The organism is Salinibacterium sp. SWN248 (genome assembly GCF_015864575.1).
In the GTDB taxonomy this organism is placed as follows: Bacteria; Actinomycetota; Actinomycetes; order Actinomycetales; family Microbacteriaceae; genus Rhodoglobus.
Genome location: NZ_JADYWW010000002.1, coordinates 578,138 through 604,645 on the forward strand (window position 1 = coordinate 578,138; position 26,508 = coordinate 604,645).

At 62.2% G+C, this 26,508-nt stretch carries 22 protein-coding genes; 7 read left to right on the forward strand and 15 right to left on the reverse strand.

From position 1 onward, the window contains the following. The 9 genes from I6E73_RS12620 to I6E73_RS12660 form a co-directional block, all read right to left on the reverse strand. Complete coding sequence (locus I6E73_RS12620; protein WP_197126034.1) at nucleotides 1-984, reverse strand: lysylphosphatidylglycerol synthase domain-containing protein; 984 nt, start codon at nucleotides 982-984, stop codon at nucleotides 1-3. Next, a complete protein-coding gene (locus I6E73_RS12625) occupies nucleotides 981-2,063 on the reverse strand; it encodes a nitroreductase family protein (protein ID WP_197126036.1) in 1,083 nt (360 codons plus the stop codon). The genes I6E73_RS12620 and I6E73_RS12625 overlap by 4 nt, the downstream gene beginning before the upstream one ends. Before the next feature lie 76 nt (nucleotides 2,064-2,139). Next, entirely contained in the window at nucleotides 2,140-3,612 is a 1,473-nt protein-coding gene (locus tag I6E73_RS12630) for a hypothetical protein (protein WP_197126038.1), read from the reverse strand. After that, nucleotides 3,609-4,193, reverse strand: a complete 585-nt coding sequence (locus I6E73_RS12635; protein ID WP_197126040.1) for a hypothetical protein — start codon at nucleotides 4,191-4,193, stop codon at nucleotides 3,609-3,611. Before I6E73_RS12635 ends, I6E73_RS12630 begins: the two co-directional genes overlap by 4 nt. 30 nt (nucleotides 4,194-4,223) lie before the next feature. Next, on the reverse strand, nucleotides 4,224-5,990 hold the full coding sequence (locus I6E73_RS12640) for an ABC transporter ATP-binding protein (protein ID WP_197126042.1): 1,767 nt from the start codon (nucleotides 5,988-5,990) through the stop codon (nucleotides 4,224-4,226). Then, the gene (locus tag I6E73_RS12645) at nucleotides 5,987-6,784 is read right to left on the reverse strand and encodes an ABC transporter permease (RefSeq protein WP_197126043.1); all 798 of its coding nucleotides are present in this window, start codon (nucleotides 6,782-6,784) and stop codon (nucleotides 5,987-5,989) included. Before I6E73_RS12645 ends, I6E73_RS12640 begins: the two co-directional genes overlap by 4 nt. Next, nucleotides 6,781-7,776, reverse strand: a complete 996-nt coding sequence (locus I6E73_RS12650; RefSeq protein ID WP_197126045.1) for an ABC transporter permease — start codon at nucleotides 7,774-7,776, stop codon at nucleotides 6,781-6,783. Before I6E73_RS12650 ends, I6E73_RS12645 begins: the two co-directional genes overlap by 4 nt. A 41-nt stretch (nucleotides 7,777-7,817) precedes the next feature. Further along, nucleotides 7,818-9,404: an ABC transporter substrate-binding protein gene (locus tag I6E73_RS12655; RefSeq protein ID WP_197126048.1), complete on the reverse strand. Its 1,587-nt coding sequence runs from the start codon at nucleotides 9,402-9,404 to the stop codon at nucleotides 7,818-7,820. 165 nt (nucleotides 9,405-9,569) lie between these two features. Continuing rightward, entirely contained in the window at nucleotides 9,570-10,802 is a 1,233-nt protein-coding gene (locus tag I6E73_RS12660) for an amidohydrolase family protein (protein ID WP_197126049.1), read from the reverse strand. A gap of 158 nt (nucleotides 10,803-10,960) precedes the next feature. On the opposite strand from I6E73_RS12660, the gene tdh reads away from it, so the two are divergent. The 4 genes from tdh to I6E73_RS12680 all read left to right on the forward strand — a co-directional run bounded on the left by tdh (nucleotide 10,961) and on the right by I6E73_RS12680 (nucleotide 15,132). Further along, nucleotides 10,961-11,986, forward strand: coding sequence for an L-threonine 3-dehydrogenase (gene tdh / locus I6E73_RS12665; protein WP_197126051.1), 1,026 nt, complete (start codon nucleotides 10,961-10,963; stop codon nucleotides 11,984-11,986). A 52-nt stretch (nucleotides 11,987-12,038) separates the two neighbouring features. Beyond that, nucleotides 12,039-13,220 (forward strand): glycine C-acetyltransferase, encoded by a 1,182-nt coding sequence (locus I6E73_RS12670; RefSeq protein WP_197126053.1) that lies wholly within the window; start codon nucleotides 12,039-12,041, stop codon nucleotides 13,218-13,220. 8 nt (nucleotides 13,221-13,228) lie between these two features. Further along, on the forward strand, nucleotides 13,229-14,005 hold the full coding sequence (locus tag I6E73_RS12675; protein ID WP_197126055.1) for a GntR family transcriptional regulator: 777 nt from the start codon (nucleotides 13,229-13,231) through the stop codon (nucleotides 14,003-14,005). Nucleotides 14,006-14,100: 95 nt separating this feature from the next. Continuing rightward, nucleotides 14,101-15,132, forward strand: a complete 1,032-nt coding sequence (locus I6E73_RS12680) for an NADPH:quinone reductase (RefSeq protein WP_197126057.1) — start codon at nucleotides 14,101-14,103, stop codon at nucleotides 15,130-15,132. A gap of 24 nt (nucleotides 15,133-15,156) precedes the next feature. Here I6E73_RS12680 and I6E73_RS12685 read toward each other — a convergent pair whose 3' ends face one another. The 4 genes from I6E73_RS12685 to I6E73_RS12700 all read right to left on the reverse strand — a co-directional run bounded on the left by I6E73_RS12685 (nucleotide 15,157) and on the right by I6E73_RS12700 (nucleotide 21,017). Next, complete coding sequence (locus I6E73_RS12685) at nucleotides 15,157-17,112, reverse strand: glycoside hydrolase family 13 protein (RefSeq protein ID WP_197126059.1); 1,956 nt, start codon at nucleotides 17,110-17,112, stop codon at nucleotides 15,157-15,159. After that, a complete protein-coding gene (locus I6E73_RS12690; protein ID WP_197126061.1) occupies nucleotides 17,112-18,038 on the reverse strand; it encodes a sugar ABC transporter permease in 927 nt (308 codons plus the stop codon). Before I6E73_RS12690 ends, I6E73_RS12685 begins: the two co-directional genes overlap by 1 nt. A 1-nt stretch (nucleotide 18,039) precedes the next feature. Beyond that, nucleotides 18,040-19,653 (reverse strand): ABC transporter permease subunit, encoded by a 1,614-nt coding sequence (locus tag I6E73_RS12695; RefSeq protein ID WP_197126063.1) that lies wholly within the window; start codon nucleotides 19,651-19,653, stop codon nucleotides 18,040-18,042. A gap of 131 nt (nucleotides 19,654-19,784) precedes the next feature. Then, entirely contained in the window at nucleotides 19,785-21,017 is a 1,233-nt protein-coding gene (locus I6E73_RS12700; RefSeq protein WP_197126065.1) for a maltose ABC transporter substrate-binding protein, read from the reverse strand. Between the two features lie 178 nt (nucleotides 21,018-21,195). Between I6E73_RS12700 and I6E73_RS12705 the strand changes: the two genes are divergently transcribed. The 3 genes from I6E73_RS12705 to I6E73_RS12715 all read left to right on the forward strand — a co-directional run bounded on the left by I6E73_RS12705 (nucleotide 21,196) and on the right by I6E73_RS12715 (nucleotide 25,045). Further along, on the forward strand, nucleotides 21,196-22,866 hold the full coding sequence (locus tag I6E73_RS12705; protein ID WP_231600919.1) for a glycoside hydrolase family 13 protein: 1,671 nt from the start codon (nucleotides 21,196-21,198) through the stop codon (nucleotides 22,864-22,866). 111 nt (nucleotides 22,867-22,977) lie between these two features. Beyond that, a complete protein-coding gene (locus I6E73_RS12710; RefSeq protein WP_197108197.1) occupies nucleotides 22,978-23,994 on the forward strand; it encodes a LacI family DNA-binding transcriptional regulator in 1,017 nt (338 codons plus the stop codon). Nucleotides 23,995-24,121: 127 nt separating this feature from the next. Then, nucleotides 24,122-25,045 carry an ECF transporter S component gene (locus tag I6E73_RS12715; RefSeq protein WP_197126067.1) on the forward strand — a complete coding sequence of 308 codons (924 nt, stop codon included), beginning with the start codon at nucleotides 24,122-24,124 and terminating at the stop codon, nucleotides 25,043-25,045. Here the strand turns inward: I6E73_RS12715 and I6E73_RS12720 are convergent. Then, nucleotides 25,029-25,748, reverse strand: a complete 720-nt coding sequence (locus tag I6E73_RS12720; RefSeq protein WP_197126068.1) for a hypothetical protein — start codon at nucleotides 25,746-25,748, stop codon at nucleotides 25,029-25,031. The genes I6E73_RS12715 and I6E73_RS12720 overlap by 17 nt on opposite strands. Nucleotides 25,749-25,875: 127 nt before the next feature. Next, a complete protein-coding gene (locus I6E73_RS12725; protein ID WP_231600920.1) occupies nucleotides 25,876-26,466 on the reverse strand; it encodes a TetR/AcrR family transcriptional regulator in 591 nt (196 codons plus the stop codon). Nucleotides 26,467-26,508 lie beyond the last annotated feature (42 nt).

Here is a 26,508-nt window from a genome sequence, read left to right on the forward strand (position 1 = left end):
TTAAGAACCCTGAATGAGTTTAGGCGGTAAACGCTTAAGGGACAGCGTGAGCGCCGCATAGAACAGCGCAACAAAGGCGTCAGCGATGGTGCTGAGCAGACGGGAAAGAAGTGCAAGGATGACCGCTTGCGCTGGGGTCATGTACTGCAGAGCGAAGAGGAAGATAACGGCTTCGCGAACGCCAAGCCCACTAGGCACGAAGACCGCCAGGATGCCGATCGCGCCCGCGAGAACGTACGTTGCCCCCAGAGGAAGCCACGAGGCGGGCGTGAGATCGAGGAACGATGCGGCAACCAAGACGAAGCCGACCCCGTTGATGATGCGCGGCGCTACGAACGCAACGAGATACCCGCCGACTGCGCGTGGCGGGAGGAAGTACTCGCGAGGAAGATCTTGCTTGAGCACTCGACGCGCGCCGAAGTTGAGCACGGGATGAAAGAGCCTGCGGTCAAGAACCACGAGCAGCGGGATAAGGGCGAGCATCGGAAGAAGAAGCGTGACCGGGTTGTCTTGAAAGATCACCAGCCCGACGCTGACAAGCAAGATCGCGGCACTCGGAACGATTGACGAAACCTGAAGGAACACGTTCTCGTAAATGAACGAGATCACCATGATGCTGCGGCTGATGCCCCGCTTCTTTCCCCAAATCACCTTGTTCAGAAGGGAACCGACCTGGCCGGGAACATATTTGAGGAGCCACGACGCCGAATGCACGGCCATCGCTTCCCGCGGAGTCACGGTTGCCGACGCGCTCATCCGATTGACAATCGCACCCCAGAGCAACCCTGAAACCGGCACGGCAACCGCAAACAGGACAACCGCGGCAACCATCAGCCAGTTGAACTGGAGGTTTTGCGCTTGAACCTCGGCCCAATTGTCGGCCAGCGCGCGCCAAAAGAGAACGGCGACGAGCGCGAGCACAATAACGGTGAGCCCATACCGCAGAAGGCGTTTGGGCAAGCGCGAGGGAACGGGCGTTGTCATCGCAACTGGTTGTACGAGCGGAACGTATCGAGTTCCTTCTTTTGCGAGTACGGCACGAGACCCTCGGGGTGCGCATAGCCGACCGCGATCAGCATGATCACACGATCAGTGACATCAAGCCCAAGAGTCTTTTGCATTGTGGCTTCAAGCGGTTCGAAGTCGGGCCAGTTGATCACGCTCGAGCTGAGACCAAGAGTTTCGAGGCCATACATGAACGACATCGCTGCCAATGAGGAATCGATGTAAATCGCGTGGCGGTCTCTGGGGCTGAAGTAGCTCTCGAGTTTGCCAACAACGACGATGATCGTGGGAATGTTTTGCGCATAACCCGCGGAGCCGAAGGGCAACCCGGCGACCGTCTTCACCATTTCTGGGTCATCAAAGATTCGGAATTCATAGGGAAGGCGGTTACAGGCAGTCGGGGACTGGCGCCCGATTACTAATGCCTTGTCAACAAGTTCGCGCGGAACCGGCTTCTCGTCGAACCAGCGCACCGAACGTCGCTGCATCGCGAGCTCATGCAACTGCTCGTAGCTGACGCTGGAGAGGTTCTTCTTGACGTACGGAATCTTGTCGCTGGTCTGCGGCTGGTAAGCCAACTGCGCAAAACGGGCGCGCGCGGCATCCACAACAGGGTCACTGCCGGTGCTGGCCCGGAAGTACTCCGCCAAGACATTGTGGGCCCACTCCATTTCGCTCGACTCCATCGTGCTGGTGTCGGTTGCGCATTGCTGGGCCGCGAGCTCATAGAACTCGACCGTCTCGGTGATGTAGTCACGCGCGAAGATATCGCGCCGTGGTCTCATGACGAGACCCTTTTCGAGGCGGTGGATGTTGCGGCGCAGCTCTACACGGGAGGTGCGGTCTTGGTTCTTGTTGCGGTAGTAGTTGCGACGCCCCCGGAGCACGCCGGCCTGCTCGCGGTTGAAAGCAAGAAAGCCGAACATATAGAAGAAGTGCGCAAGGATGCGGCTCGAGCCGAAGGTCTCCAAGAAGACGCGATTGACGACCTCATAGGTCTTTCGAATCCACGTGATCGCCAACAAATTGGTAGCGATGGTCTTGAGTTTCTTCAGCAAGTTCTCTCCGCACTCCGGAACGTAAAAAGGCGTCGTGCCCGCTCACCTGAGCGCGGGCACGTGAACGCCACAGCAACTATATCTGCTGAGTATCTACGGGGGCTGACGCAGGGGCTTGCACCGCGGGAGCGGAACGTCGGCGCGACGTGCCCAATCCGATCGCGAGGAGCACGTAGAACAAGGCAACCGCGATGAGCTGAATCCACATGCGGTTGAGGGAGTCGCCATCCCCTACGCGATAAGCGGCATCACGAAGGTATGCCAAGAGGAAGCCCAGCGGGATAAAGCTCGTCAGCGGAAAGCGCAGGTTGACGCGGTTGGGCACAGCGATGAACGACGCCAGCACGAGCAGAGCAATCATGAAGATGAGCGAGAAGCCCCACGAACCAGCGCCCAGGATGGCGTTCTCGAAAGTCGCTGTGAGGCTTTCTTTGAGAATCTGTGGTTCGCGAAGAGCGAGCACGGCGAGCGCCAGCCAGAGCCCGACCTCGGCGAGCACCAACAGAAGACGGCCTCGCTTCATCAGCGCGTTCCACCTGAGCAATGGAATCACCGCGAGGATCGCTACGCCGAAGGCCAACAACCCCCAAATTTCGAAGGCGATCGAGAGACCCTGTGCGAGATAGATAGCAGCCATAAACGACTGCCACGCGATTGTGGCAACGCCAAGAACGGCCAAAAGAATCGACTTGTGGATTCTGCTTACCGAACCGTCGACAATGATCGGCAAGAGCATCAAAACGATAAGAATCGAGGATTCTGCTCGAACAAAAACAAGTGCGCCCACCGCGAGGGTCATTGCTGTGACCAGCGCCGCCCTGTTGACGGCGTCGGTTGAGACGAGCATCCATCCTCCGCCGACAACGACGAGCATGAACAGAGCGAAAAGCAAGTGGCCGTTGAGGTAGAAGGCGTGGAAAACGAAGCGGTTCATCGAGATAAGAAACAGCAGTCCTCCTCCGATAAGGAGAAGTAGGGCACGCTTGCTGAGTCGCGGCGACAGGGATTCCCAGAGCATCCAACCGAGCAGTGCAAGCACGAGCACCGAGATCAGTGGTGTGATCGACTGTATGTAGTATTCGCCGCCAAGATTCGCGACAGCGTGCAGTTCGGGAACACCGATCAATCGCTTCGGAAGGAGCGAAGTCGAGGCAATCGTGATGTTGTTGCTGGCAATCAGGGAGCCATTGAGCAGGTACTGGAGGCTGTCGTTCGACCACGCGACCTGAGGCATGGCGCGGAAGAACGCGACCGCCGCGACAACTCCAGCCACGATGATGCCGGCCCACAGGGGACGGATGGGCAGATCGGCGCCTTGAGAGCGTCGCCACAACCAGAGCGCACTCGGAACGCCGACCGTGAGACTCATTGTGAGCACCGGTGAACTCGTGATCGGCGTCAACACCTGCACTGCACCTATGCAGAGATAGAGCGCGAGACCGGCGACCGCGCCAAGAATGGGAACGCCTAGCCCGCGCGCGCCAGCAACGTGGATGAGGGCAGCACCGCCCAGAATCATCGAAAGAATGTAAACGACTTCAATAATCATTCGCTCAGCCCGCCGTTCGGCACAAGGCAACTATCGACAACGACGAGCGCCAAGCCTGTGTCGCTCTGTGTTTCAGCCGCAGTCTCAGCGTCGAGGGGAACATGGCCGACGGCTAGTTCAGGCGCGGAATCATCGGAGCATTCGCCACGGATGTAGAACCAGTCTTCGAGGCGATGGCCGTGGCCGTCACCCAGAAACTTTTGTACAGACGCGTTTGCCGGATTGGCCCGGAGTTCCTCAAGAGTTGTCAGCTCGTCGAGCGAATCAGAAGCGAGCGAAACGGTGCTGGCCTTGCCAAACCCCAAAATGAAGGCTCTCAAACCGATGAACGCAGTGTCGTCGTCTGCCGAGATCAGCACCTTTGCGCCAGGCTGCTGCTCTGAGATCGCCCACGACAGCCCGTAAGCCCGGTCGACCGCAGCATTGCGCTGTGCGATTTCGACGATATCGGAGCTCGGTTTGCGGCTGATCGCTTCGTAGTTATCGGGGGCGACTTCATCGATCCCCAAGAACTGGACGGTGTTCAGCACAATTGCGATCGCGAGCACACCGATCATCGCTAGCCGTGCAGTACCCATCACGGGTTAAGTATATAGAGGGCGTTGTGGAGCCTAGACCGCGCGCTGGCCCGGAATCGCCTCGAGCAGTTCCCGCGTGTACTCATGCTGCGGGTTCGACATCACATCGTGGGCGGTGCCCGCTTCGAGCACCTTGCCCGAGCGCATCACGGCAATGTGGTCAGAGATCTGGCGGATGACTCCGAGGTCGTGCGAGATAAAGAGGTAGCTGAGCCCGAATTGCACCTGAAGGTCGACTAACAGTTGCAGGATTTGCTCTTGCACCGAGACATCCAGAGCGGAGACGGGCTCATCGAGCACGATCAGTTCGGGGCCGATAGCGAGCGAACGCGCGATGGCGACGCGCTGACGCTGGCCGCCCGAGAGTTCGGTGGGGCGACGCTGTGCGAGTGAGGGGCTGAGACTCACGTGTTCCAGAAGTTCCCGCGCCATCTCAGCGCGGTGCGTGCGGTCGCCCACTCGGAACGCGCGCAAGGGCTCGGCGATAATCCGCTCAATCGACATCTTGGGGTCGAGCGAGCCGAACGGGTTTTGGTAGACGACCTGCACGCGGCGACGCAGTTGACGCAAAGCTTCGCCCGAGAGCGAAGTGACATCGGTGCCGTCGAAGCTGACGGTGCCCGAATCGGCCGACGCGATACGAGCCGCGATGCGGGCGGTCGTCGTCTTGCCCGAACCCGACTCGCCCACGATCGAGAAAGTCGAGCCGCGAGGAACCACGAACGAGACATCGTCCACGGCGCGCAACACTTGCGAGCCACCACCTTGGCGGCGCAGAGCGAAGGTCTTGACCAGGTTCGAGACCTCAAGAATGTTGGTGGCTCCAGCGGCATCCGCCCCGCTGTGTGCAGGGACGGCTCCGGATGCCGTGGCTGAGCCCGCAGGCTGCGCCGGGCGGGTGTGGGTGAATAGCCTTCCCGCGCTCGATTGCTGTTGTTCGCCGAGAGCCGTCAATGACGGGGTGAGGCGTCTGCTCGCCAGCCCCGGAGCGGATTCCACAAGTTTCTTCGTGTACTCGTGGGTAGGGGCCGACAGCACCTGTGCGGTGGTGCCCTGTTCGACAATTTCGCCATTGCTCATGACGGCGACGTAGTCAGCACGGTCGGCGGCGACGGCAAGGTCGTGCGTGACCAGAACGACGGAGGTGTTGTGGCGGCGCACGAGTTCGTCGATGTTGTCGAGCACGTGGCGTTGCACGGTCACGTCGAGGGCGCTCGTCGGCTCGTCCGCGATAACGAGTTGCGGGTTGCACGCCCACGCGATTCCGATGAGCACTCGTTGGCGCATGCCGCCCGAGAGTTCGTGCGGAAACTGGGTGGCGCGAGCATCCGGATCGGGCAGTCCGACCTCGGCAAGAATGCGCACAGCTTCGGCAGCCGCGGCTGTCTTGTCGAGCTTGAGGTGCAGTCGCAGTGCTTCGGCGATCTGGTCGCCGACGCGCATGAGCGGGTTAAGAGACTTGCTGGGGTCTTGCGGCACGAAGCCGATGCGGCCACCGCGAATGGAACGCAGCTCGCGCTCCGACATCGGGCCGAGATTGCGCCCTTCGAACTCGATCGAGCCACTGTCGATACTGCCACCGGATGCCAGCCGCCGAATCAGCGCCTGCGAGGTCGTGCTTTTTCCCGAGCCCGATTCGCCGACGATCGCGACGATCTTGCCGCGCGGAACGACGAAGCTGATGCCGCGCACGGCCGCCACCGAGCCGGAGCGCGTTGCGTACGAGACGTGCAGGTCACGCACGACGAGAATGTTGTCGTCCGCTGCCGTGTCGTCGCCGAAAGTCTTCTGCTCGATCATTCATCGCCTCCGATCGATCGCGCTACCCGGTTTACGGCAAGCACAACCACAAGAATTACGGCACCCGGAATGATACTGAGGCCGGGGTTGGTTGCCACATAGTCGCGGCCCGCCGCGACGAGCGCACCCCACTCGGGAGCGGGCGGCGGAGCACCGAAGCCCAAGAAGGTCAGAGCCGAGACCGAGAGAATCGCGGTACCCATTTCGAGCGCCGCCATCGCGATCACGGGGCGTGCCGCGTTGGGCAGCACGTGCTGCACGAGAATTGCTGGCGAGCGAACGCCAAGCGTGCGAGCCGCTTCGACATACTCTTCGCTGCGGATGCGCAGCACTTGCGATCGCATCACACGAGCAAAGCTGCCGGCCGCTCCAAGTCCAACACCGAGAGCGAGCGAGACCGGGCCGAAACCGAGACTGGCGACGACGATCAGGGCGAGCAGAACTCCGGGAACGGCAATCAGCACATCCACGAAGCGCATGATGATGAAGTCGGTGCGGCCGCCGACGAAGCCCGAGATGAGACCGACAACGGCACCCACGACAACACCGACGACGACAGCGAGGGATGCCGAGAGCAGCGAGAGGGCGGCTCCATAGATAACGCGGGAGTAGAGATCGCGGCCCAAGTTGTCGGTGCCGAACAGGTACTGAGCGCTCGGCGGCAGCAGCCGGTCGGTCGCGACCGACTCGAAGGGGTCGTGGGTCGCAAGCAACTGAGGCGCCAGAGAGGCCACGATCGCCAACGCAATAATGATGAGCCCCAGAACGAAGCCGGGCTTGCGCAGATTGGTCACTTCTTAGCCCCCAGTCGAGCGCGCGAGGGAACCCCGCCACCGATGCGCGTTCGCGGGTCGATGAAGCCGTAGGCAACATCCACGAGCAGGTTGACGAGCGCATAGATCGCGCCCACCACCAGCACGACGCCCTGGATGACGTTGATGTCGCGAGCAAGCACGGCATTGACGGTCATGCGGCCAATTCCGTCGCGCGAGAAGACGGTCTCGACAACAGCGGTTCCGCCCGCCAAGTACCCGATGAGTAATCCGAGAATGGTGATGGAGGGCAGCATCGCGTTGCGCAGCAAGTGCTTCGTGAAGATGCGGCGCGGCGGCACACCCTTCGCGACGGCCGTAAAGACATAGGGACTGTTCTGGGCTTCGAGCACGGCAGAAGAGAAGACCTGAAAGAAGAGGGCGCCAACGGGCAGGGCGAGCGTGATCGCGGGCAGGATGGCGGCGTCGAAGCTGCGAGCGCCGGCGGAGGGCAACCAGCCGAGAGCGAAAGCGAAGACGCTGATCAGCAGCAGACCGCTCAAGAAGGCGGGAACCGCGATCCCGAATGGTGGAATCTGCAGCAGCAGTTGGCGTAGCCACGGCCACGGTGCGGCGTAGGCCAAGAAAGTGATGAGAACGGCGGAGGTGACGCCGAAAAGTAGCGCGAGCGAGGCGATCTGCACGCTGAAGGGGAAGGCCCGGGCGATCATTTCGGTTACGGGAACACCGGTGGAGATGGAGACACCCAGGTCACCCTGTGCCGCCGCGATGAGGTGGCCGAAGTACTGCTGCCAGAGTGTTCCGTCGAGCCCATACTGCACGCGCAAGGCGTCGAGCTCAGCCGGATCGATGACCGTTGATGCGCCGCCCTTTGCTGCAAGGGCGGCGATCAACGGGTCACCGGGCAGGAAATGGACCAGTACGAAAACGAGCGTGTAGGTAGCCACAACAACGAACAGGAACTGTCCGAGTTTGGGCAGCAAGTAGCCTGCCCAGGCTTTCACCTGTGTCACGACTGACGCTCTTTCATGCTGGTCACATCACCTAGTGAGAGTTATTCCGAGACGCTGACGTCGTACATGATCAGTCGCGACGACGAGTCGAAGGTCAGACCAGAAACGTTGGCGGTTGAGGCGTGCACCTGAGCTACTTCGAGAAGCGGGATCAGGTACGCACGGTCAATAATCATCTCCTGAATTTCGGCGATGAGTGCCGTGCGCTCGGTGGTGTCTGCCGTAGTGGCCTGCTCGGTGAGGAGCGACTCCAGTTCAGCGTCATCGATGATGGCCCACTTCGAGACGGCATCCTTCGAGAACGTGACCCGCAAAACGTCGGGGTCAGTGCGGGTGAGGCTGGCGCTCAAGAAGTCGTACTCACCGGTCGCGATGGCTCCGAAGAAGTCTCCGGCGGTCACGATGTTGAGCTGCAGGTCGATGCCGACCTTGGCGAGCTGAATCTGAGTTGCTTCAAGAACATCCTGGCCGTAGAAGGCGGTAACGCTCATGGTGAGACGCTGGCCGTCCTTCTCGCGGATGCCGTCAGTACCGACTACCCAACCGTTGTCGTCGAGAAGTGCCTCGGCGGCATCCGGGTCATACGCCATAGCGTCTGCCTGGCTGCTGTAGCCGGGGGTGGCGGAGCTGAGTGCGCTCGATGCGGGCTGCGACTGTGAAGAACCGGTCAGTGCGGTGATCTCTTCGCGGTCGGTGGCGAGCAGCATTGCCTTGCGCACGATCTCGTCGCTGACGACAGGACGTGTGGTGTTGGGCACGAGGCTCGTGGGCATTCCGGGGTTTCCGCGAGAGTAGATGGTGTAGTCCGCGGTGTCGAAGCGGGTCTCGTCTACGGCAGGAAGATCCTGAATGATGTCGAATTCGCCGGTCTGGAGTCCACCGGTGCGCACGCCTGCCTCAGGCGTGATCGGGAACGTGACGGTGTCAACGAGTGCTTCACCGCTGTGGCCGCGAAGTTCGGATGCCCAGTCGTAACCGACACGCTTGGCGATCACGACGGAGTCGTTAGCCACGTAGGAGTCGATCGTGAATGGGCCGGTGCCGACGACAGTCTGGCAGCGGTCTTCGGGGCTGAGCTCGGTGGTGGCGTCAGAGACGAGGCCGAGCGTGATGGTGCTGGCACCCTGCAAGAACTGAGCGTTCGACGACCCGAAGTTCACGGTCACCGTGTTCTCGTCGACAGCGGTGCTGCCTTCGTAACCGGCGAGGTACTGCGAGGCGAGGGATGCGGTGGAACCCATCTCAAAGAGAGCATCGAGGTTCTTGACCACGGTGTCTGCCGTCAGCGCGGTCTCATCGCTGAAGGTGACGTCATCACGCAGTTCGAAAGTGAACTCGGTGAGGTCATCGTTGGTTTCCCAGCTCTCTGCGAGCCACGGCACCAGTTCGCCGGTTTCGGCATCCTGATCAATGAGCGAGTCAACAACCTGGCGGCCAATGTTGAGCGCGGTGGTGAGGGTGACCTGCTGAGGGTCGAGGCACACGGGGTCGCCCGTGACTGCCATCGTGATATCCGTCTTGGGCGAAGCGGCTGGCCCTGCCGCGCAAGAGGCCAACAGGCCCAGTGCGGCAAGCGCTCCGATGGGGGCAATGCCCCAGCGAAGTACTCGGTTTTTCGGGGAGTTCATACTCGGTCCTTTCAGTGCTGTCGACGCAACGTGGTGAGCGTTGCGGTGGTACTGCGGAATGTGATGCGGATGCTGCAAGTGGTGCTGGTGCTGCACTTACTACTGGAGGTAGTCGTACTGGTAACGCGGGTGGTGCGGGTGATGCGGGTGATGCTGGTGACGTGATTACTGCGGGAGCTCTCCGAACACGACGACACCGCGCGAGACAACCGCGACGATGTTTTCGGTTCGAAGTTGAGTGATGTCTTCCCACGGACGACCCTTGAGCACGACAAAGTCAGCGCCCCATCCGGTCGCGAGGGTTCCTACCTTGTCTGCCAGGCCGATCGCGTCGGCGGCATCCGAGGTCGCGGACTGCAGCGCACGTTCGGCGCTCCATCCAAACATCTCGGCCATCAGACGCACTTCTTCCATCTGATCGCCGAATTTTACGAAGATGCCATTGGCATCGGTGCCGAGCACGAAGCGCACCCCGGCGCGACCTGCGGCAGCAAAGTTGGTGTTGCGCTCGATCACGACGGCCTGCGCTTTTTCTTGCGCTTCGGCCGAGACCGGGATGCGGGCTTCGGCGATCACGTCGTTGATCATGAGTGTGGGAGCGACCGAGATGTTGCGCTCGAGCAGCATTGGCCACTGCTCTTCGGTAATCCCAGTGCCGTGTTCGAGGGAGTCGACTCCGGCATCCAGAGCAATCTGGTTGCCCTCGGTGGAGTGACTGTGCGCGGCAACCTTGAGGCCGAGAGCGTGGGCTTCATCGAGGGTTGTCTCGATTTCGGCGGTGGTCTGGTTACGCCAGCCGACCTTGTCGCCGGTCGAAAGAACGCCGCCGCTCGTGAAGATCTTGATGCCGTCAACACCGGCGCGAGCGTATTCGCGCACGAGTTTGCGGCACTCGTCTGGGCTGTCGGCGGTGGGCGTACGGTGCGGGTAGTGCGGCGGGATGAAGAGATCGCCGTGGCCCGCGGTCATACCGACGGGGCCGTGCACAAGAATGCGCGGCCCCTGCTGAATGCCCTGATCGAAGGCGCGCTTGACGGCCAGTTGACGTCCGTCGCCGGCCAGATCGCGCAGCGTGGTCACGCCGTTGCGGGCTGCCTGGTGGGCGTTCGCCGCGATGTGGAAGACCTGCTCTTCCCACGGCGTCATGAGCGGCCACGAAACCCAGTCGACCGTGTTCGGACCGGCGTAGCCGCCGAGGTGAACGTGAGTGTCGATGAGGCCCGGGATCACGCTGTATTCGGATGTCGTGGTTGCGGCATCCGAATCGGTGGCGGTGCTGTCGGCGACGGTTTCTACCGCGTCGATCCGGTCACCTGTCCAGCTGAGGGAGCCAATGCCGCGTGTGGCCGTTCCATCCCATAGCGATATTCCCTCGATGCGCTGGGATATTTCGGTCACGAATGGCTCCTTCAACTTATGATTTGTACGACGCTAGCAGAAGAGTGGCACTTGTAAACAAGTGACAGTACCCTGAAACACAGCAGCGGACACGTCAAATGAGGCGCGCCACAAGCGCGACCATGCGCCGGTGTCGCGCCGCCTGAGAGGAATCAACGATGAAGGCCCTCTATAAGGACAAGGCCGGACCCGGCCTCATATTGGCCGAACGCCCCGAGCCGACCCCCGGTCGCGGTGAGGTAAAAATCAGGGTCGCCCGCACCGGAATTTGCGGCACTGACCTGCATATTGAGTCGTGGGATGCGTGGGCCGCCGGCGCCATCAACGCTCCCCTGATTCCTGGCCACGAGTTCTCTGGCCACGTCGTGGAGCTCGGCGAAGGAGTCACTTCGGTCGAGATCGGCGCGCTCGTCTCGGGCGAAGGTCACGTCGTCTGCGGCCACTGTCGCAACTGCCGTGCCGGCCGTCGTCATCTCTGCAAATTCACTTCAAGCATTGGTGTAAACCGCGACGGTGCCTTTGCCGAATTCGTCGTCATTCCCGAACAGAATGTCTGGGCGCATCCCACCGATATCGACCCCGAGCTTGCTGCCATCTTTGACCCTCTCGGCAACGCCGTGCACACCGCACTGTCGTTCCCGATGGTTGGCGAAGACGTGCTCATTACCGGTGCCGGCCCCATCGGACTCATGGCCGCCAAGGTCGCGCGCCACATCGGCGCTCGCAACATTGTGATGACCGACGTGAATGAAGAACGCCTGCAGCTCGCCCGCGACATGGGTGTGGATCTCGCGATCAACGTCTCGACGACCCGCATCGCTGAAGCCCAAGAACAGCTCGGCATGAAAGAGGGCTTCGATATCGGACTCGAAATGAGCGGTCACCCCACCGCCCTGCCCGAGATGATCAGCAACATGAACCAGGGCGGCCGCATCGCGATGCTCGGCCTGCCCGCCGAACCGATCGGCATCGACTGGGCCACCGTCGTGACCCACATGATCACCATCAAGGGCATCTACGGTCGTGAAATGTTCGAGACCTGGTACGCCATGAATGCCATGGTGCACACCGGTTTGGATGTCTCCGCCGTCGTCACCGACCGCTTCCCCGCCGAACAGTGGGAAGAAGCATTCGCGACCGCTCGCCGCGGAAATGGCGGCAAGGTCATCATCGACTGGTCGTAGCGCCTGTCGCTCTCGCTACCGGCACCACCCCACATTTTTTTAGGAGAACACCATGTACGGAACAGTTCGCGAACAACTCACCGAGACCCTGAGCGAGATCCGCTCCGCTGGCCTCTACAAGACCGAACGCCAACTCGACACGGCGCAAGCTGCCCACGTTGAATCGGGCGGAAAGCCGGTGCTCAACTTCTGCGCCAACAACTACCTCGGTCTGGCCAACCACCCGCGCCTCGTCGCTGCCGCGAAGGATGCCCTCGACGAGTGGGGCTTCGGGATGGCGAGCGTGCGCTTCATCTGCGGCACCCAGACCCAGCACGTTGAGCTCGAGAACCGGCTTTCGGCACTGCTGAGCATGGAGGCGACCATCCTGTTCCCCTCGTGCTTCGACGCCAATGGCGGCATCTTTGAGGTGCTGCTCGGCGCTGAGGATGCCGTAATTTCGGACGAGCTGAACCACGCCTCGATCATCGACGGCATCCGCCTCTCGAAGGCCGCCCGCTACCGTTACAAGAACCGCGACATGGCCGACCTCGAAGCGCAGTTGATTGCCGCGAAGGATGCCCGCCGCCGCCTCATCGTCACCGACGGTGTCTTCTCGATGGACGGCTACCTCGCCCCGCTCGAAGCGATCTGCGACCTCGCCGAACAGTACGACGCGATGGTCATGGTCGACGACTCGCACGCTGTCGGCTTCGTCGGCGAGACCGGAGCGGGAACGCCCGAGCACTGCGGTGTCTCCGACCGCGTCGACATCATCTCGGGCACACTCGGCAAGGCGCTTGGCGGAGCATCCGGTGGTTACATCAGCGCTCACGCCGAAATCGTTGAACTGCTGCGCCAGCGCGCTCGCCCGTACCTGTTCTCCAACGCCGTCGCCCCCTCGGTTGTCGCCGGCTCGATCGAAGCGCTCAACCTCGTGGCCGAAGGGGCCGAGAGCCGCGCCAAGCTCACGGCGAACGCCGAACAGTTCCGCGCCGGAATGGCCGAGGCCGGGTTCACGCTGCTTCCGGGCGAGCATCCGATCATTCCGGTCATGTTCAGCGACGAGCACGAAGCAGTAGCGATGGCGGATGCCCTGCTCGCGCTCGGCGTCTACGTGATCGCCTTCTCGTTCCCCGTCGTGCCGCTGGGAAAAGCTCGTATTCGCGTACAGTTGTCGGCTGGACACTCAAGCGAGGACATCAGCCGTTGCGTTGAGGCTTTTGTGGCCGCACGAGAGTCGATCGCCGCATAGGAGCGCACATGGAAATTACGGTCCCCGAAGGCCGCATCGTCACCGGGTCACTCACGGAGGATGAGCGCATCCTCAGTGGAGTGCTTCGTCATGTGCGGGAAGCGGCCCACGACTCCAACTTTCTGCTGCCCGGCGAACTCAAACTCGCCGAGTGGTTGGACTGCAGCCGCCCGCAGGTTCGGGTGGCGCTCGCGCAGTTGGAGCGTCAGGGAATTGTGATTCGCAGCCAGGGCGCGGCCACCGTCGTCGACCCGGTTGCGCTGCGATTGAGCGCACGCTTCGAGGCGAGCGTCTCCTATGGCGAGGTGCTCGCGCGCATGGGCTACACGCCCTCGGTCGAAATCTTGACGGCCGAAACGGTCGAGCTTCCCGCCGATCTTGCTCCCCTCCTGTCACCGCTCAGCACCAACCGTGCGGTGAAGATCGTGCTGCGCTGGTACGCCGACGAGCAGGCCGCGATGGTCGCCGAATACACGATCCCGCTGCCCGCCGGGGAACACGACGCGATCGACCCGACCGACCCCGTCTACGAATCCGCAAAGAACCTGTGGGGCGAAGGCATTGCGTGGGAAATCGTGACCGCCGGTGTTGCGCTGCTCGACGACAAGTACGCCGACCTTCTGCAACTCGAGAAAGGCACTGAAGCGAAGATGTGGGAGACCATCGGCGTCACCCTCAGCGGCGAGCGCATCTTCTACGCCCTCGAACACCACCACCCCACCCTCGTGATGTACTCCTTCGTACGCACGATGCGGGCACCGTGGAGTGCGATCCCCGGGCACTAGCGCGATTCGTGTGCCACAACCAGCGGCGGGCGGAATTCGGATGCTGATCTCCTGAGTTTCGGAATTACCTGCAGCGGCAACCCGTTGACCTCCACATGAGAGCAATTGTTTACCGCGAGACCGGCGACCCCTCCGTATTGAACCTCGTCGAGCGACCCGTGCTCGAACCCGGGCCCGACGAAGTGCGCGTGCGCATTGTCGTGAGCGGGGTGAACCCCACCGATTGGAAGTCACGCCGTGGTGCGGCATCCGGTCAGGCCTTGCCTTTTGATGAGGTTGTACCCGGCCAGGACGGTGCCGGCATCGTTGAAGCGATCGGCTCTGACGTGCAGCATGTCCGCGTCGGTGACCGCGTGTGGCTTGCCCTCGCCGCGTACCAGCGCTCGAACAGCGGCTCGAGCCAAGAGCAGGCCGTGCTGCCCGCCGAACGTGTTTTCGCGCTGCCCGCGAGCGCAAGCTTTGACCAGGGCGCCAGCATGGGGGTTCCCGCGATCACCGCGTACCGCGCGCTGACCGTGGCTGAAGACGGCCCCGACGAACTGCATCCGACCGCTCTCAGCGGCAAGGTCGTACTCGTCGCCGGTGGAGCCGGTGCCGTAGGTCATGCCGCGATTCAGCTTGCTCGCTGGGCTGACGCGACCGTAATCACAACCGTAAGCGGACCGGCGAAAGCGGCCCTCGCTACCGCCGCCGGCGCTCACCACGTTCTCACCTACACCGACGCCGACATTGTCGAGCAGATCCGCGCGATTGCTCCCGAGGGCGTCGACCAAATCGTTGAAGTCGCGCCCGCCCAGAATGCTGACCTCGACCTTGCGGTCATTCGCAATCGAGGCTCGATCTCTGTCTACGCCAACAACGGCGGCGACGAGATGACCCTCGATGTGCGCCGCCACTTCGCCCTCAACGTGCGCTACCAATTTGTGTTGCTCTACACCGTGGGCATTGATGCGATTTGTGCCGCGGCCGACGCCATCAACCGCGCCATCGACGACGGAGCGCTCGGCATCGGCGAAGAGACCGGCCTGCCGCTGCACCGCTTCGACCTTGCTCACACCGCGGATGCTCACGCTCTTGTTGAGAGCGGTGCCGTCGGCAAAGTACTGATCGACGTTACGGCGCCTTAGCCCCAACGCCTGTGCTTGCGCACCTCAGCGCGCAGCGGGGTGCGCGACCCCTGGCAGAGTCCAGATAGCGCAGGTGCGACCGGCCGCCGAGAGCGTGAGCCCGGCGGCGGAGGATGCCAGAGTCGCGTCGCCGGAGAGGAACGCGGGGCTCGCAACATCCGCCCCCAGCTCAACACCGAGCACAGTGGCCGGCAGCGTCACGGTCAGCGGCGAGCGCGCAACAACCACCAGAACGGTGGCGGCGGCATCCTCGCGTACGAAGACGAGCGCGTCATCGGCAACGTGTAGCCAGCGCAGGCCGCCGTGCGAGAGCGTGGGCAGCTCACGCCGCAGCGCGATCAGCTGGCGGTACACGTCGAGCGTGGGCGCCACGGCGGGGTCGGTTTCGGTTCCCCACGGGATCGGCGTGCGCGACATTTCGCCATCGTCGCCGCTGAGACCGAACTCGTCGCCCGCGAAGACGACGGGCACTCCCGGCAGCGTCACCGAGAGTGCGAGAGCGAGCGGCACGTTCTCGGCGGGCGCATGCGTGCGGAACCGCGCGGTGTCGTGAGTGTCGAGCGCGTTCATGTTGCCGAGCCGGATGCGCCACGGAATGCTGGCCGTGAACCGCACCGTCATCTCCGCAAAGTCGCGTGCGCTGTAGTTCGGGATGCCGCCGATGGGCTGCCCAAAGAACCACGCCTCGGGGTCGATCGAGCCATCCGCGGTGACGTGCGAGGTGTCACCGGGTTCGGTGAGCCAGCCCCACACCGGCCTCGTGAACGACGGGTACGTCATCGCCCCGTGCCACGCATCACCCTGCAGATCGCTCGCGGCATCGTTCGTCGACTCCGCCAACAGCACCGTGTCCGGGTTCACGTCTTCCATGGTGCGACGGATGATCTGCCGCACCTTCTCGTTGAGATCCTCCGCGCCCATGCGCCCGGTCATGTTCGCGACATCCACGCGCCAACCGTCGAAGTTGTAGGGCTCTTTCAACCAGTGCGCGACCACCGAATCGTCGCCCTCGATAAACCGCCGACGCAGCTCGGTCGAGTTCCAGTTGAACTTCGGCAGGCTGGGAGTGCCCAACCAGCCCACGTACTCGGTGTGCTCGTCGTTCGTGAAGTAGTAGAAGTCGCCCTCGGGCGCGTCCGGCTTTCCGAGCGCGGCCTGGAACCATTCATGCGCAGAGCCCGAGTGGTTCGTCGTGAGGTCGCCAATGACTTTGAGACCGCGAGCGTGGGCATTGTCGACCAAACGGATCAGCGCTTCGCGCCCGCCCAACAGCTCATCGACATCCACGAAACTCGACGCGTCATAGCGATGGTTCGAGCGGGCCGGGAAGATCGGCGTGAGATACAGCATCGTCACGCCGAGCGAGGTCAGGTGATCGAGGTGCTCGGTGATGCCATCGAGGTCTCCCCCATAGAACTGCTGCGAGCGGCCGGGCAGCACCGGATCAACCGGCTCGTCCCAGCGCGCGGCAATCGCCCACTCGGGCTTGGCGTGAGCGTCGGCGGCGGATGACCGGGCAAAGCGATCGGGGAACACCTGGTACATCACCGTCTCCGCCAACCACTCGGGAGCAGCCGGAGTCGCGAGCAGCGCGAAGTCTTCGGAGTCGAGCGTCTCGATCGAGTGCAGCCCGCTCTGGTTGAGCCACTCGATACGGCCTGCGTTGCCGTGGCCTGCTGGCGCTGCCGCTGCATCAGAAGCCCCAGCCGCTCCCTCGTGCACGAGCAACCACCGATAGCCATGCCGCGGATTCTCGACCACGATGTCGGCCTGCCACCAGTCCCAGCCTGCCGCGGTTCCGGTGAGGCGGGCATCCGTCCAGCGTGGTTCGTGGTCGGGATTCTCGCGCACCCGCACCGCCTTCAGCGGGCCGTAGCCGACCGGCACTCGAAGACGCAGAGTGACGGCGTCGCCGAGAGCGGGAGTCTGAGTCGAGACGTGTAGCGCCGAGCCATCGTGGTGCGGGAGAAGGGCATCCATTACTTCACGCTTCCTGCGGTCAGCCCGCCGACGATGTATTTCTGCAGGAACAAGAACAGGGTCATCACCGGGATCGCGGCGAGCACGGCGCCGGCGGCGAAGATGCTCCAGTTGCGCGAGAACTCTTGAGAGACGAATTGGTAGAGACCCACCGCGAGGGTCTGCTTATCAGGATCAATCAAAACGATGCTCGCGATCACGAACTCGCTGGTCGTGCCGACAAACGACAGCAGGCCCACGACCGCCAAGATCGGGGCAACGAGGCGCAGGATGATCGTGAAGAAGATGCGCGCATGACCGGCGCCATCGATCTTCGCCGCCTCATCAATGGATGACGGAACCGTGTTGAAGAACCCGTACATCAGGTAGGTGTTCACTCCGAGCGCGCCACCGAGGTAGACCATGATGAGCCCGATTTGGCTGTTGAGCCCGATTGCCGGGAAGATTTCGGAGATTCCGGAGAGCAACAAGAAGATGGCGACGACCGCGAGCAACTGCGGAAACATTTGCACGAGCAGCAGCGTGAGCAGCCCCACCCGGCGGCCGATGAACCGCATGCGCGAAAAGGCATATGCCGCGAGAGCCCCGAGGAAGACGGTGCCGAGCGAGGAGATACCGCCGATCAGCAGAGTGTTGCCGAACCACGCCGCGTAAGGCTGTTGCGGACGGTTGAAGAGATCGACGTAGCTCTCGAAGCTGAAGTTCGAGAAGAGCGAGTTGGCGGTCACGAGGGTGCCGCCGGGGTTCAGCGACGCACTAAACACGTAGAGCAGCGGGAACGCCGCGAAGATCGACATGACGATTCCGATGAGGTGACGCCAGCCGGTCTCGCGGAAATAGCGCTTGAAGGGCCGCTTCGGGTGACCGACGACTACGTCCGAGCGCACGGCGGCATCCGGGTTCTGCTTCTGAGTTGTTGCAGCCATCTCAGTTCAACTCCTCAAGCGACTTCGTGCGACGGAAACTGATGATGGCGATGCCCGCCACCAGAATGAAGATGATGATCGCGAACGCGCTCGCGAGGCCGTAATCGCGGTTGGCTCCCACGAAGGCGACCTTGTAGACCATCGAAATCAGGATGTCCGTGGCACCAACATTCACCCCCGCGGAGACATCGCGCGGCCCACCGTTGGTGAGCATGTAAATGAGGTTGAAATTGTTGAAGTTGAACGCAAACGACGAGATCAACAGCGGCGCAACCGAGACCAACAACAGGGGCAGCTTGACGAATCTAAAGATGGCCCACGGCTTAGCGCCATCCACTGTCGCAGCTTCGGTGAGCTCTTCAGGGATTGCCTGCAGCGCCCCCGTCGTCACCAAGAACATGTACGGAAAACCGAGCCACAGGTTCACGAACAGTATCGAGCCTTTGGCCAGCCACTCGTTCGTGAGCCACGGCACTTCGGCTCCGCCGAGCAGCACCACATTGATGAAGCCGAACTCCTGGTTCATCATTCCGGCCCACACCAGTGCCGACAGGAAGCCAGGGAAGGCGTACGGCAAGATCATGATGATGCGGTAGTACTTGCGACTCTTCATCCGCTTGTCATTGAACACAATCGCCAAGAACAGTCCGAGCGCGAAGGTCGTGAAGACCGAGAGGAACGCGAACGCGAAGGTCCATACCGTCACGCTAATCAGCGGACCACGGATGGAGTCCTCGCTGAACGCGCGAACGAAGTTGTCGAGTCCGACCTCGATTTTCCATCCCGGCAGCAGCTCTTGGCCGGCATCCGAGGTGAAGGCGCCGGTGCCGATGTCGGAGTACGTAATGCCGGAATTCTTGTCGCGCATGGTGCCGGCGGCTTCGTCGTAGTCGAGTGACGAGGTGTAGAGGAAGGCGCTCGACCCGTCGGGGGTGCGCAGCATGCCGTCGTTGGGATCGTCGGTCAGTGGGACGCTGATGGCGGCGATTTCGGTCTGCTTGCCGAGGATGTCTTGGAAGCCAAGACTCGTATACCCGTCGAGTCCAACCGCGACACCTCCCTCAAGCTGGGCGTTCTGCACCTCTTTGAGTGGCCGTTCGTTGCCACCGATGCTCACACTGCCGTCGGGTTCGGTGACGAGGAAGGAGATTTCGCCCAATTGCTCGAGCACCGTGAGACGGTAGTTTGGCGAATCGGCGACGCGGTTCTGCGATGACAGCAGCAGCGAATTGACGGCATCCGCTTTCGTGGAATTGTGGCCGGTTCCGTAGTTCGTGAACGCGATGTAGCCCGAGTAGAGCAGCACAAAGATTTGGAAGATCGCGAGAAAGATCAGGCCCGGCGCGAGGTACTTGGCGGGCAGCTTTCCGCGGGAGAAGTAGATCCAGTTGACGAGCAACGTGACCGCAACGACGAGTCCAGCCACGAGCCACGATTCGCTGCGCACGAGCACGAACAGCGCATAGATCGCGATGGCGTCGACGACACCGAGACCCAGAATCTTGACGGCGACAATTTTCCAGCCACCGGCTGCGGCATCCGCAATTCTGGTCGCACGTTTCGCGCGGGCAGACTGCCGGATGGGGCCGGGATCAGTCTCGGGGGTTGTCGTCACGGGGATTCTCCATTGAAGGCGTGCAGGTCAGTCGAGCGGTGCGAACCGGGACTGCGTTCTGAGAACGCAGTGCCCGGCTCGGTGGTGCAGCGGAAGTGGCCGCTCGCATGCAGACGGGCGGCCACCGTGAGCTATCCGGCGATAGCGGTTTCGATGTCGCCTGACATCTTCTGCCAGAGCGACGTTGCGTCGCCGCCGTTGATGATGGCGGCTTCGGTGACACCCCAGAACTCCCAGACGGCTCCCATAGCGGGGATCGACGGCATGGGAACAGCGTTTTCTCCGACGGAACCGAATCCGGCAACGATCGGGTCGGCGCTTGCTGCTTCGAAGGATGCCGTGAGCGCTGGTGCGCGTCCGCCAACTTCGAACAGTGCGGTCTGCACTTCTTCGCTGCCCATGTAGTTCACGATGAACTCGTTTGCGGCGAGCGCATTCTCGCTCTTAGAACTGACGAAGAAGCCCTGCACTCCCACGAATGGTTGTGCGGTTTCGCCACCGGCGGAGGGGATCGGGTCGATCGCAACGTCGATGCCTGCTTCGACGGCGGCGGGCACGTTCCATGGTCCGGTCAGGTAGAAGGGCGATTCTCCGGCGATGAACTTCTCCTTGGCGAGGTCGCCAGTGATGTTGGTGTTGAGTACGCCTGCGGCGCCCTGTTCACCGAGCCAGGCCGCGAACTTATCGCCACCGTTGTTGCCGATTTCGAGAGCGTCGGCGTCGTAGCTTCCGTCAGCGGCGGTGCCGAAGACGGGTGCACCGAACGAGGTCTGGAAGGGGTACAGGTGGTACGGGTCGGCCGCTTCAGGGTCGAGCCCTACCAAGAACGGGTATTCGGTTCCGGCGGCTTCGCCCATCGTGACCATCTCGTCGAAGGTCGCTGGGGTGCTCGGCGCGAGGGCCGTGTTGCGCACGAGAGCGATGTTTTCGATCGAGTAAGGAACGCCGTAGACCTGGCCTTCGTAGCTCATGGCGGTGATTCCGACGTCTTGGAAGGCATCCGCTTTGTCTCCGAGTTCGACGGGAGCAACGACACCGTTGGTCACGAAGGTTCCGAGCCAGTCGTGGGCGCCGATGACAACGTCGGGGCCCTTTCCGGTGGGCACTTGCGCGATGAACTGGTCGCGAATGTCACCGAATTCTTTTTGTACAAGCTTCACTTCGACACCGGTCTCGGCAGTGAAGTCTGCTGCGGCGTCTTTGAGCACGGCCGCGCGGTCGGCGTCGACCCACACGGTGAGTGCTTCGCCGGTTCCGGCGCTGTTATCTGCTGTGTCGGATGCTGCTGTGCATCCGGTTAGTACTAGCGATGCAGTAACTGTGAGTGCGCCTACGGCCCACAGTCCTTTGTTGTTCACCCTCATTGGTGCTGCCTTTCGTCAGTGAAAGCATTGCAAACTGCAAGCGCTTCCATGTATACCTCCTATAGGCAGGGTTCGGCAACAGTCGTTCACAAAATTTTCAGCATTTACGGCAAGAGGAATGAGAAGAACAATGTGGAAGCGCTTAGCTTTTAGTGCCGATGGCGATAGTGTGGCGGCTATGACTTCCGTGCTTCAGGACACCGAATGGTGGCGCTCCGCCGTTATTTACCAGATCTACCCGCGGTCATTTGCCGACGCAAACGGCGATGGGATGGGCGATTTGCTCGGCATCCGCGACCGCCTTCCCGAGTTAGCTGAGCTCGGCATCGACGCCGTCTGGCTTTCGCCGTTTTACACCTCACCGCAGCGCGATGCCGGCTACGACGTTGCTGACTACTGCGACGTCGACCCCCTGTTCGGCACGCTCGATGACTTCGACTCGATGACGAGTCGCGCCCACGAGCTTGGACTGCGGGTCATCGTCGACCTCGTGCCCAATCACTCCTCAAGCGACCACCGATGGTTCCAGGCCGCGCTTGCCGCCGAGCCCGGTAGCCCCGAGCGCGACCGCTACATGTTCCGCGATGGCCTGGGCGAGAACGGTGAGCTGCCACCCAATAACTGGCAGTCGGTGTTCGGTGGCGACGCCTGGACGCGCACAACGAACCACGATGGCACGCTCGGTCAGTGGTACCTGCACCTCTTCGACACCACCCAACCCGATTTCAACTGGGAGAACCGCTGGGTGCGCGACCAGTTCGCCGACATCCTTCGCTTCTGGCTCGACCGTGACGTGGACGGCTTCCGGGTGGATGTCGCCCACGGCATGATCAAAGCCGACGGCCTGCCCGACTGGACTCCCCCGGTCGCCGGCGGCAGCATGGGCGGGGCCGGCACGACTGACGCCGAGCTTGCCGCATCCCGCGCACCGTTCTGGGCTCAAGATGGCGTGCACGAGATTTACCGCGAGTGGCGCGAGATTCTGAACAGCTACGACGGCGAGCGCATTTTGGCTGCCGAAGCGTGGGTCGATCCGCTCACCGAGATGGCCAATTGGGTGCGTCCGGATGAGATGCACCAGGCCTTCAACTTCCCTTACCTCGAGACACCGTGGGCTGCTGGCCCGCTGCGCTCCGTGATCGACGCCTCGATCAGTGCGTTCTCTGCCGTAGAAGCACCCAGCACGTGGGTGCTTTCGAACCACGATGTTGTTCGTCACGCGTCGCGCCTCGCGCTGACCGCCGAGAACCCGCAGGGTCACGGCATCGGACCGAAGTCTGCCGGCCTCCCGATTCCCGAGCTGGGTCTTCGTCGCGCCCGCGCCGCGACCGCCCTCATGCTCGCCCTGCCGGGTAGTGCCTACCTCTATCAGGGCGAAGAACTCGGCCTGCCCGAAGTAATCGACCTCCCCGATGAGGCTCGCCAGGACCCGACGTGGTTCCGCACCAATGGTGAGCGCTACGGCCGCGACGGCTGCCGCGTTCCGATCCCGTGGGAGGCGAACTCCCCCTCCTACGGCTTCGGCCCCACGGATGCCTCGTGGTTGCCGCAACCCGAAGAATGGGCAACTCTCGCCCGCGACGCCCAACGCGACGACAGCACCTCGACACTCTCGCTGTACCGCAACGCTCTCGCCCTTCGCCGCGCTCACGAGTTGGCAACCAACGAGCTCGAATGGCTCGACACCGGCACCGACACCGTGCTCGGTTTCCGCACCGGCGACGTGCGTGTCTTTGCCAACACCGGCGACACCGGCGTGGCGTTGCCGGCCGGCGACGTGCTGCTGTCGAGCGGCCCCTTGGTCGACGATCAACTGCCGGCAGACACGACAGTGTGGCTGAGGGCATAGACCAACGCGGCACCGAATTCTCGCGAATGGATGCCGGTCGATAGAATCAGCAGCGGCGCGACCGCTGTAGGGCGGCATCCATTCTCGTCAGAATCCAACGGAGGGCAACTGATGGCTAGCATCGAAGATGTTGCTCAGCGCGCTGGTGTGTCCACTGCGACCGTATCTCGGGCGCTCAGCGGCAATGGCCCCGTATCGGCGGCTGCGCGTCTCAAAGTGACGGAGGCTGCGGCCGCTCTCGACTACGTTGTCTCGTCGAGCGCGTCGAGTTTGGCATCGGGCCGCACCAAAAACGTCGGACTGATGGTGCCGTATTTGACCCGCTGGTTCTTCACGTCCGTGGTGGAAGGCGCCCAGCAAGCGCTGATGCGCCACGGCTATGACGTCACTCTCTACAACCTTTCGGGCAGCGTCGCCGAACGCGAGAAGGTCTTCGACGTCTTTCTGCAACGCAAGCGCATCGACGGCATCATTACTGTTTCCCTCAAGCTCTCTCCCACTGAAGTGCAGCGACTGCATGCCCTCGACCGGCCAGCAGTCGGAGTCGGTGGCCCCATTGACGGAGTGCGCACTCTGACCTTGGATGACGACGCCGTGTCGAGCCTCGCCACCGGCCATCTTTTGGCGCTCGGCCACACCAAGATCGCTCACATCGGTGGCTCTGAAGACTACGATCTCGAATTTCACATCCCCACGAATCGGCGCCACGGCTACGAAGCTGCTCTGCGCGAAGCGGGAATTGAGCCACGACCAGAGTTCTTTGCCACCGCCGACTTCACCATTCAGGGTGGCTATCACGCCGCTAAGCAGCTGCTTGGCAACCCGCTACTGCGCCCGACGGCAATCTTCGCCTCATCGGATGAGATGGCCATCGGCTGCATTTTGGCCGCCAGAGACCTTGGCCTCGTAGTGCCGCGCGATATTTCCATCATGGGAATCGACGGCCACGAACTCTCCGAGTTCTTCGGGCTCACCACGGTGTCGCAGTCCCCGCAGGCTCAGGGCGAGCATGCCGTCGAGATCCTGATGAACCTGCTCGTGCCTGGCAAGCATCCCGAGATCCCCGAAAACTCACCGATCGACTACGAGCTCATCGTGCGGTCGAGCACGAGCCGTCCACCCGAGTAGCCCCACCCAGTTCGGGTTACCTCGGGCTGTTCTCTCGTTTCGCTGTGGCACAATCAGAATCGAATGGGCCTATTGCAGGCGTCGAGAGTCTGGGGCAGACGTGAGCACTGGGAGAGATCACTCGTCTTTGCCTGCCGACTCTCTCGATCAGATAGCGGATGACCTGCAACGACTGCGGATCGCCGCCGGAGAAGTGTCCTACTCCGAGCTTGCATCGCGCATCGCTCATCGCCGTGAGGAAAACGGCGTCAATCCTGCCGCTGCGCGCGTTGCCCGTTCGACGGTCTTCGACATCTTCCGCACCGGACGAAGCCGTATCAATGCCGAGCTTGTGGCCGAAATTGTCATCGCCCTTGGCCGCGACGACCGTGAGGCAGAAGCCTGGCGAACTCGCTGTCTTGCGGTTCGTGTAACGGCGAAAGCGCAGACCCCGAACGCGCCGCTGAACCCGACCCCGAACTCCGATTCACGGCTCGCTTTTGTCGTCGTTTTGATGGTCGCGGCTGTCGGCCTCAACCTATTCGGCGGCAGCGTTGTCTCAAAGTTTGAGTTGCCCATCTTTCTCGACATGATCGGAACCGCGGTCGTCGCGATCGTGCTTGGGCCTTGGCAGGGAGCCCTCGTCGGGCTCTCGACCAACGTCGTCGGGGTTTTTTCTACGGTGCCCGCGACCCTCGCCTACGCGATCGTCAATGTTGTGGGGGCGCTCGTCTGGGGTTACGGGGCGCGACTCTGGCACCTCGATAAGACCCGGCTACGTTTTTTGTTGCTCAACGTCTTAGTGGCGCTCGCCTGCACGATCACCGCTGTCCCCATCACCGTGCTGGTGTTTGGAGGCGTTGCCGGTCACGCCGGTGACGACTTTATTGCGACGCTGCGGGCGATTGGCGACGGCCTGTGGGCGTCGGTCTTTACCGTCAACATCTCGATCTCACTCGCCGACAAGCTCATCACCGGTTACGCGGCTCTCGCGATCATTCACCTGCTCGGCAGGCTTGGCCTGTCCGAAATCAGCCGCCGCGACGGCCCAGCACTCAACACGCGACGCTGAGCCCCGGAGAGGTCGCCGACCGTTCGTCGTGCGATCGCTCGCTCCCGAACTGCCGCGCGAACCGACGATCGGCCCAGCGCTGCGCGTCCTGATGGCGCGTCGCGAGTTCTGACGCTCGTTGCGCTGGTTCGAGCGACTCGAGATAGAGAGCGTCGGCGCGCGCGCAGAGGCCTGTCGCGCTCGACCACATCGTTTGTCGCGCCTGCGCGGGGGTCGTGCCTAGCTTCTCCCGCAGCTCTGCCTCGGGACCTTCGAAGGCGTGGGACAGCATTTCGGCGCGTTCCCCAAGGCGAGCGCTCCACACCGATCGCATGGCGAACGTTCCGACAAGAATGACGAGCGAGAAGACCATCGCGAACGGAACGACGAAGAATCCGCCCACCGCAAGAGCCACAAGCAGGCCCTGAGCGAGCATCCGTCCACGATCGTGGTTCTTCAGGTGTCGCGCTTTCTCCGCTACCTCGAGCGCGATCGTATGGTGGTTCGCGTTGTAGGCGGTGAGCGCTCGGCGCAGCTCAGAGGTGACGGCAGCGAATTCCAGTTTGCTGATTCCCTTGAGGCGAGTGACATCGGTGCGTTCGATGATCGCGACCAGGTCGGGCGCAACGCATGATGCGGTAACGAGCCGGCTATCCGCCTGCATCATCACCTCGCTGAGGATGGCGGAAATAGCTCGTTTATCGTCGCTGGTGTGTATTGTCATGCCGCCCCTGTCGGTACTCACGGGTCTAGTCGTCTGGGTCCAGTACACCCCCTGCGAGCACTGCACCCGTGCGATTTGGATGATCCCGAACGAACCCGGACACCCCACGGATGCCGTCGCCGGGCTACTAGGAGTGGGGCTCTACGAGCCGGCGGGCGGCTTCGCGCACGGAGTCGCAGCGGGCTTTCTCGCTGCCCGCGAACTCGGGGCATCCGATGGAGCGCAGTTCTGCTGGTGCGCGCTCCCAGTTGCTGGCAACGGACAGCAGCAGAGCGAGCAGCTCTTCGGGCTTCCACGAGGAATCGACGACCCCTCGTTGCTGGGCGTCGGCGATCACTTCGAGCTTGTGTTTGTAGCCCTCGACGCGCCCTTCAGAGAATGATCCGAGCGTTTCGGCATCGTGCAGCCAGGCCCACATGGTGACCCGTTGCGCGCTCTGGTCGTTGACGAAGTAGTTGTGCAGTCGCACGGTGTATTCCACGAGATCAGCATCGATCGGCACAGCATGAGCGAGGCGGTCAAGCCCGGTCTGCATGACGTGATCGAAGAGAGCATCTTTGTCGCCAAACCAGGCGTAAATACGTTCCTTGCTCGCCTTCGCTGTTTCCGCGATGCGGTTTATGCGCGCACCAGCAACGCCGTACTCCGCAAATTCGGCTGCTGCAGCCTCAATTACGCGCTGTTTTGTTTCGCGGCCACGGAGTTGATCACGCGGCATTTCTGTCGAAACCACCAAACACCCCCTAATCGAACCGGTTGG

What these genes read in the sequence shown, in the direction of transcription:
- I6E73_RS12620 (WP_197126034.1), bottom strand. Translation starts at nt 984, where the DNA reads ATGACAACGCCCGTTCCCTCGCGCTTGCCCAAACGCCTTCTGCGGTAT.
- I6E73_RS12630 (WP_197126038.1), bottom strand. Translation starts at nt 3,612, where the DNA reads ATGATTATTGAAGTCGTTTACATTCTTTCGATGATTCTGGGCGGTGCT.
- I6E73_RS12640 (WP_197126042.1), bottom strand. Translation starts at nt 5,990, where the DNA reads ATGATCGAGCAGAAGACTTTCGGCGACGACACGGCAGCGGACGACAAC.
- I6E73_RS12655 (WP_197126048.1), bottom strand. Translation starts at nt 9,404, where the DNA reads ATGAACTCCCCGAAAAACCGAGTACTTCGCTGGGGCATTGCCCCCATC.
- tdh (WP_197126051.1), top strand. Translation starts at nt 10,961, where the DNA reads ATGAAGGCCCTCTATAAGGACAAGGCCGGACCCGGCCTCATATTGGCC.
- I6E73_RS12670 (WP_197126053.1), top strand. Translation starts at nt 12,039, where the DNA reads ATGTACGGAACAGTTCGCGAACAACTCACCGAGACCCTGAGCGAGATC.
- I6E73_RS12675 (WP_197126055.1), top strand. Translation starts at nt 13,229, where the DNA reads ATGGAAATTACGGTCCCCGAAGGCCGCATCGTCACCGGGTCACTCACG.
- I6E73_RS12680 (WP_197126057.1), top strand. Translation starts at nt 14,101, where the DNA reads ATGAGAGCAATTGTTTACCGCGAGACCGGCGACCCCTCCGTATTGAAC.
- I6E73_RS12685 (WP_197126059.1), bottom strand. Translation starts at nt 17,112, where the DNA reads ATGGATGCCCTTCTCCCGCACCACGATGGCTCGGCGCTACACGTCTCG.
- I6E73_RS12690 (WP_197126061.1), bottom strand. Translation starts at nt 18,038, where the DNA reads ATGGCTGCAACAACTCAGAAGCAGAACCCGGATGCCGCCGTGCGCTCG.
- I6E73_RS12700 (WP_197126065.1), bottom strand. Translation starts at nt 21,017, where the DNA reads ATGAGGGTGAACAACAAAGGACTGTGGGCCGTAGGCGCACTCACAGTT.
- I6E73_RS12705 (WP_231600919.1), top strand. Translation starts at nt 21,196, where the DNA reads ATGACTTCCGTGCTTCAGGACACCGAATGGTGGCGCTCCGCCGTTATT.
- I6E73_RS12710 (WP_197108197.1), top strand. Translation starts at nt 22,978, where the DNA reads ATGGCTAGCATCGAAGATGTTGCTCAGCGCGCTGGTGTGTCCACTGCG.
- I6E73_RS12720 (WP_197126068.1), bottom strand. Translation starts at nt 25,748, where the DNA reads ATGACAATACACACCAGCGACGATAAACGAGCTATTTCCGCCATCCTC.
- I6E73_RS12725 (WP_231600920.1), bottom strand. Translation starts at nt 26,466, where the DNA reads ATGCCGCGTGATCAACTCCGTGGCCGCGAAACAAAACAGCGCGTAATT.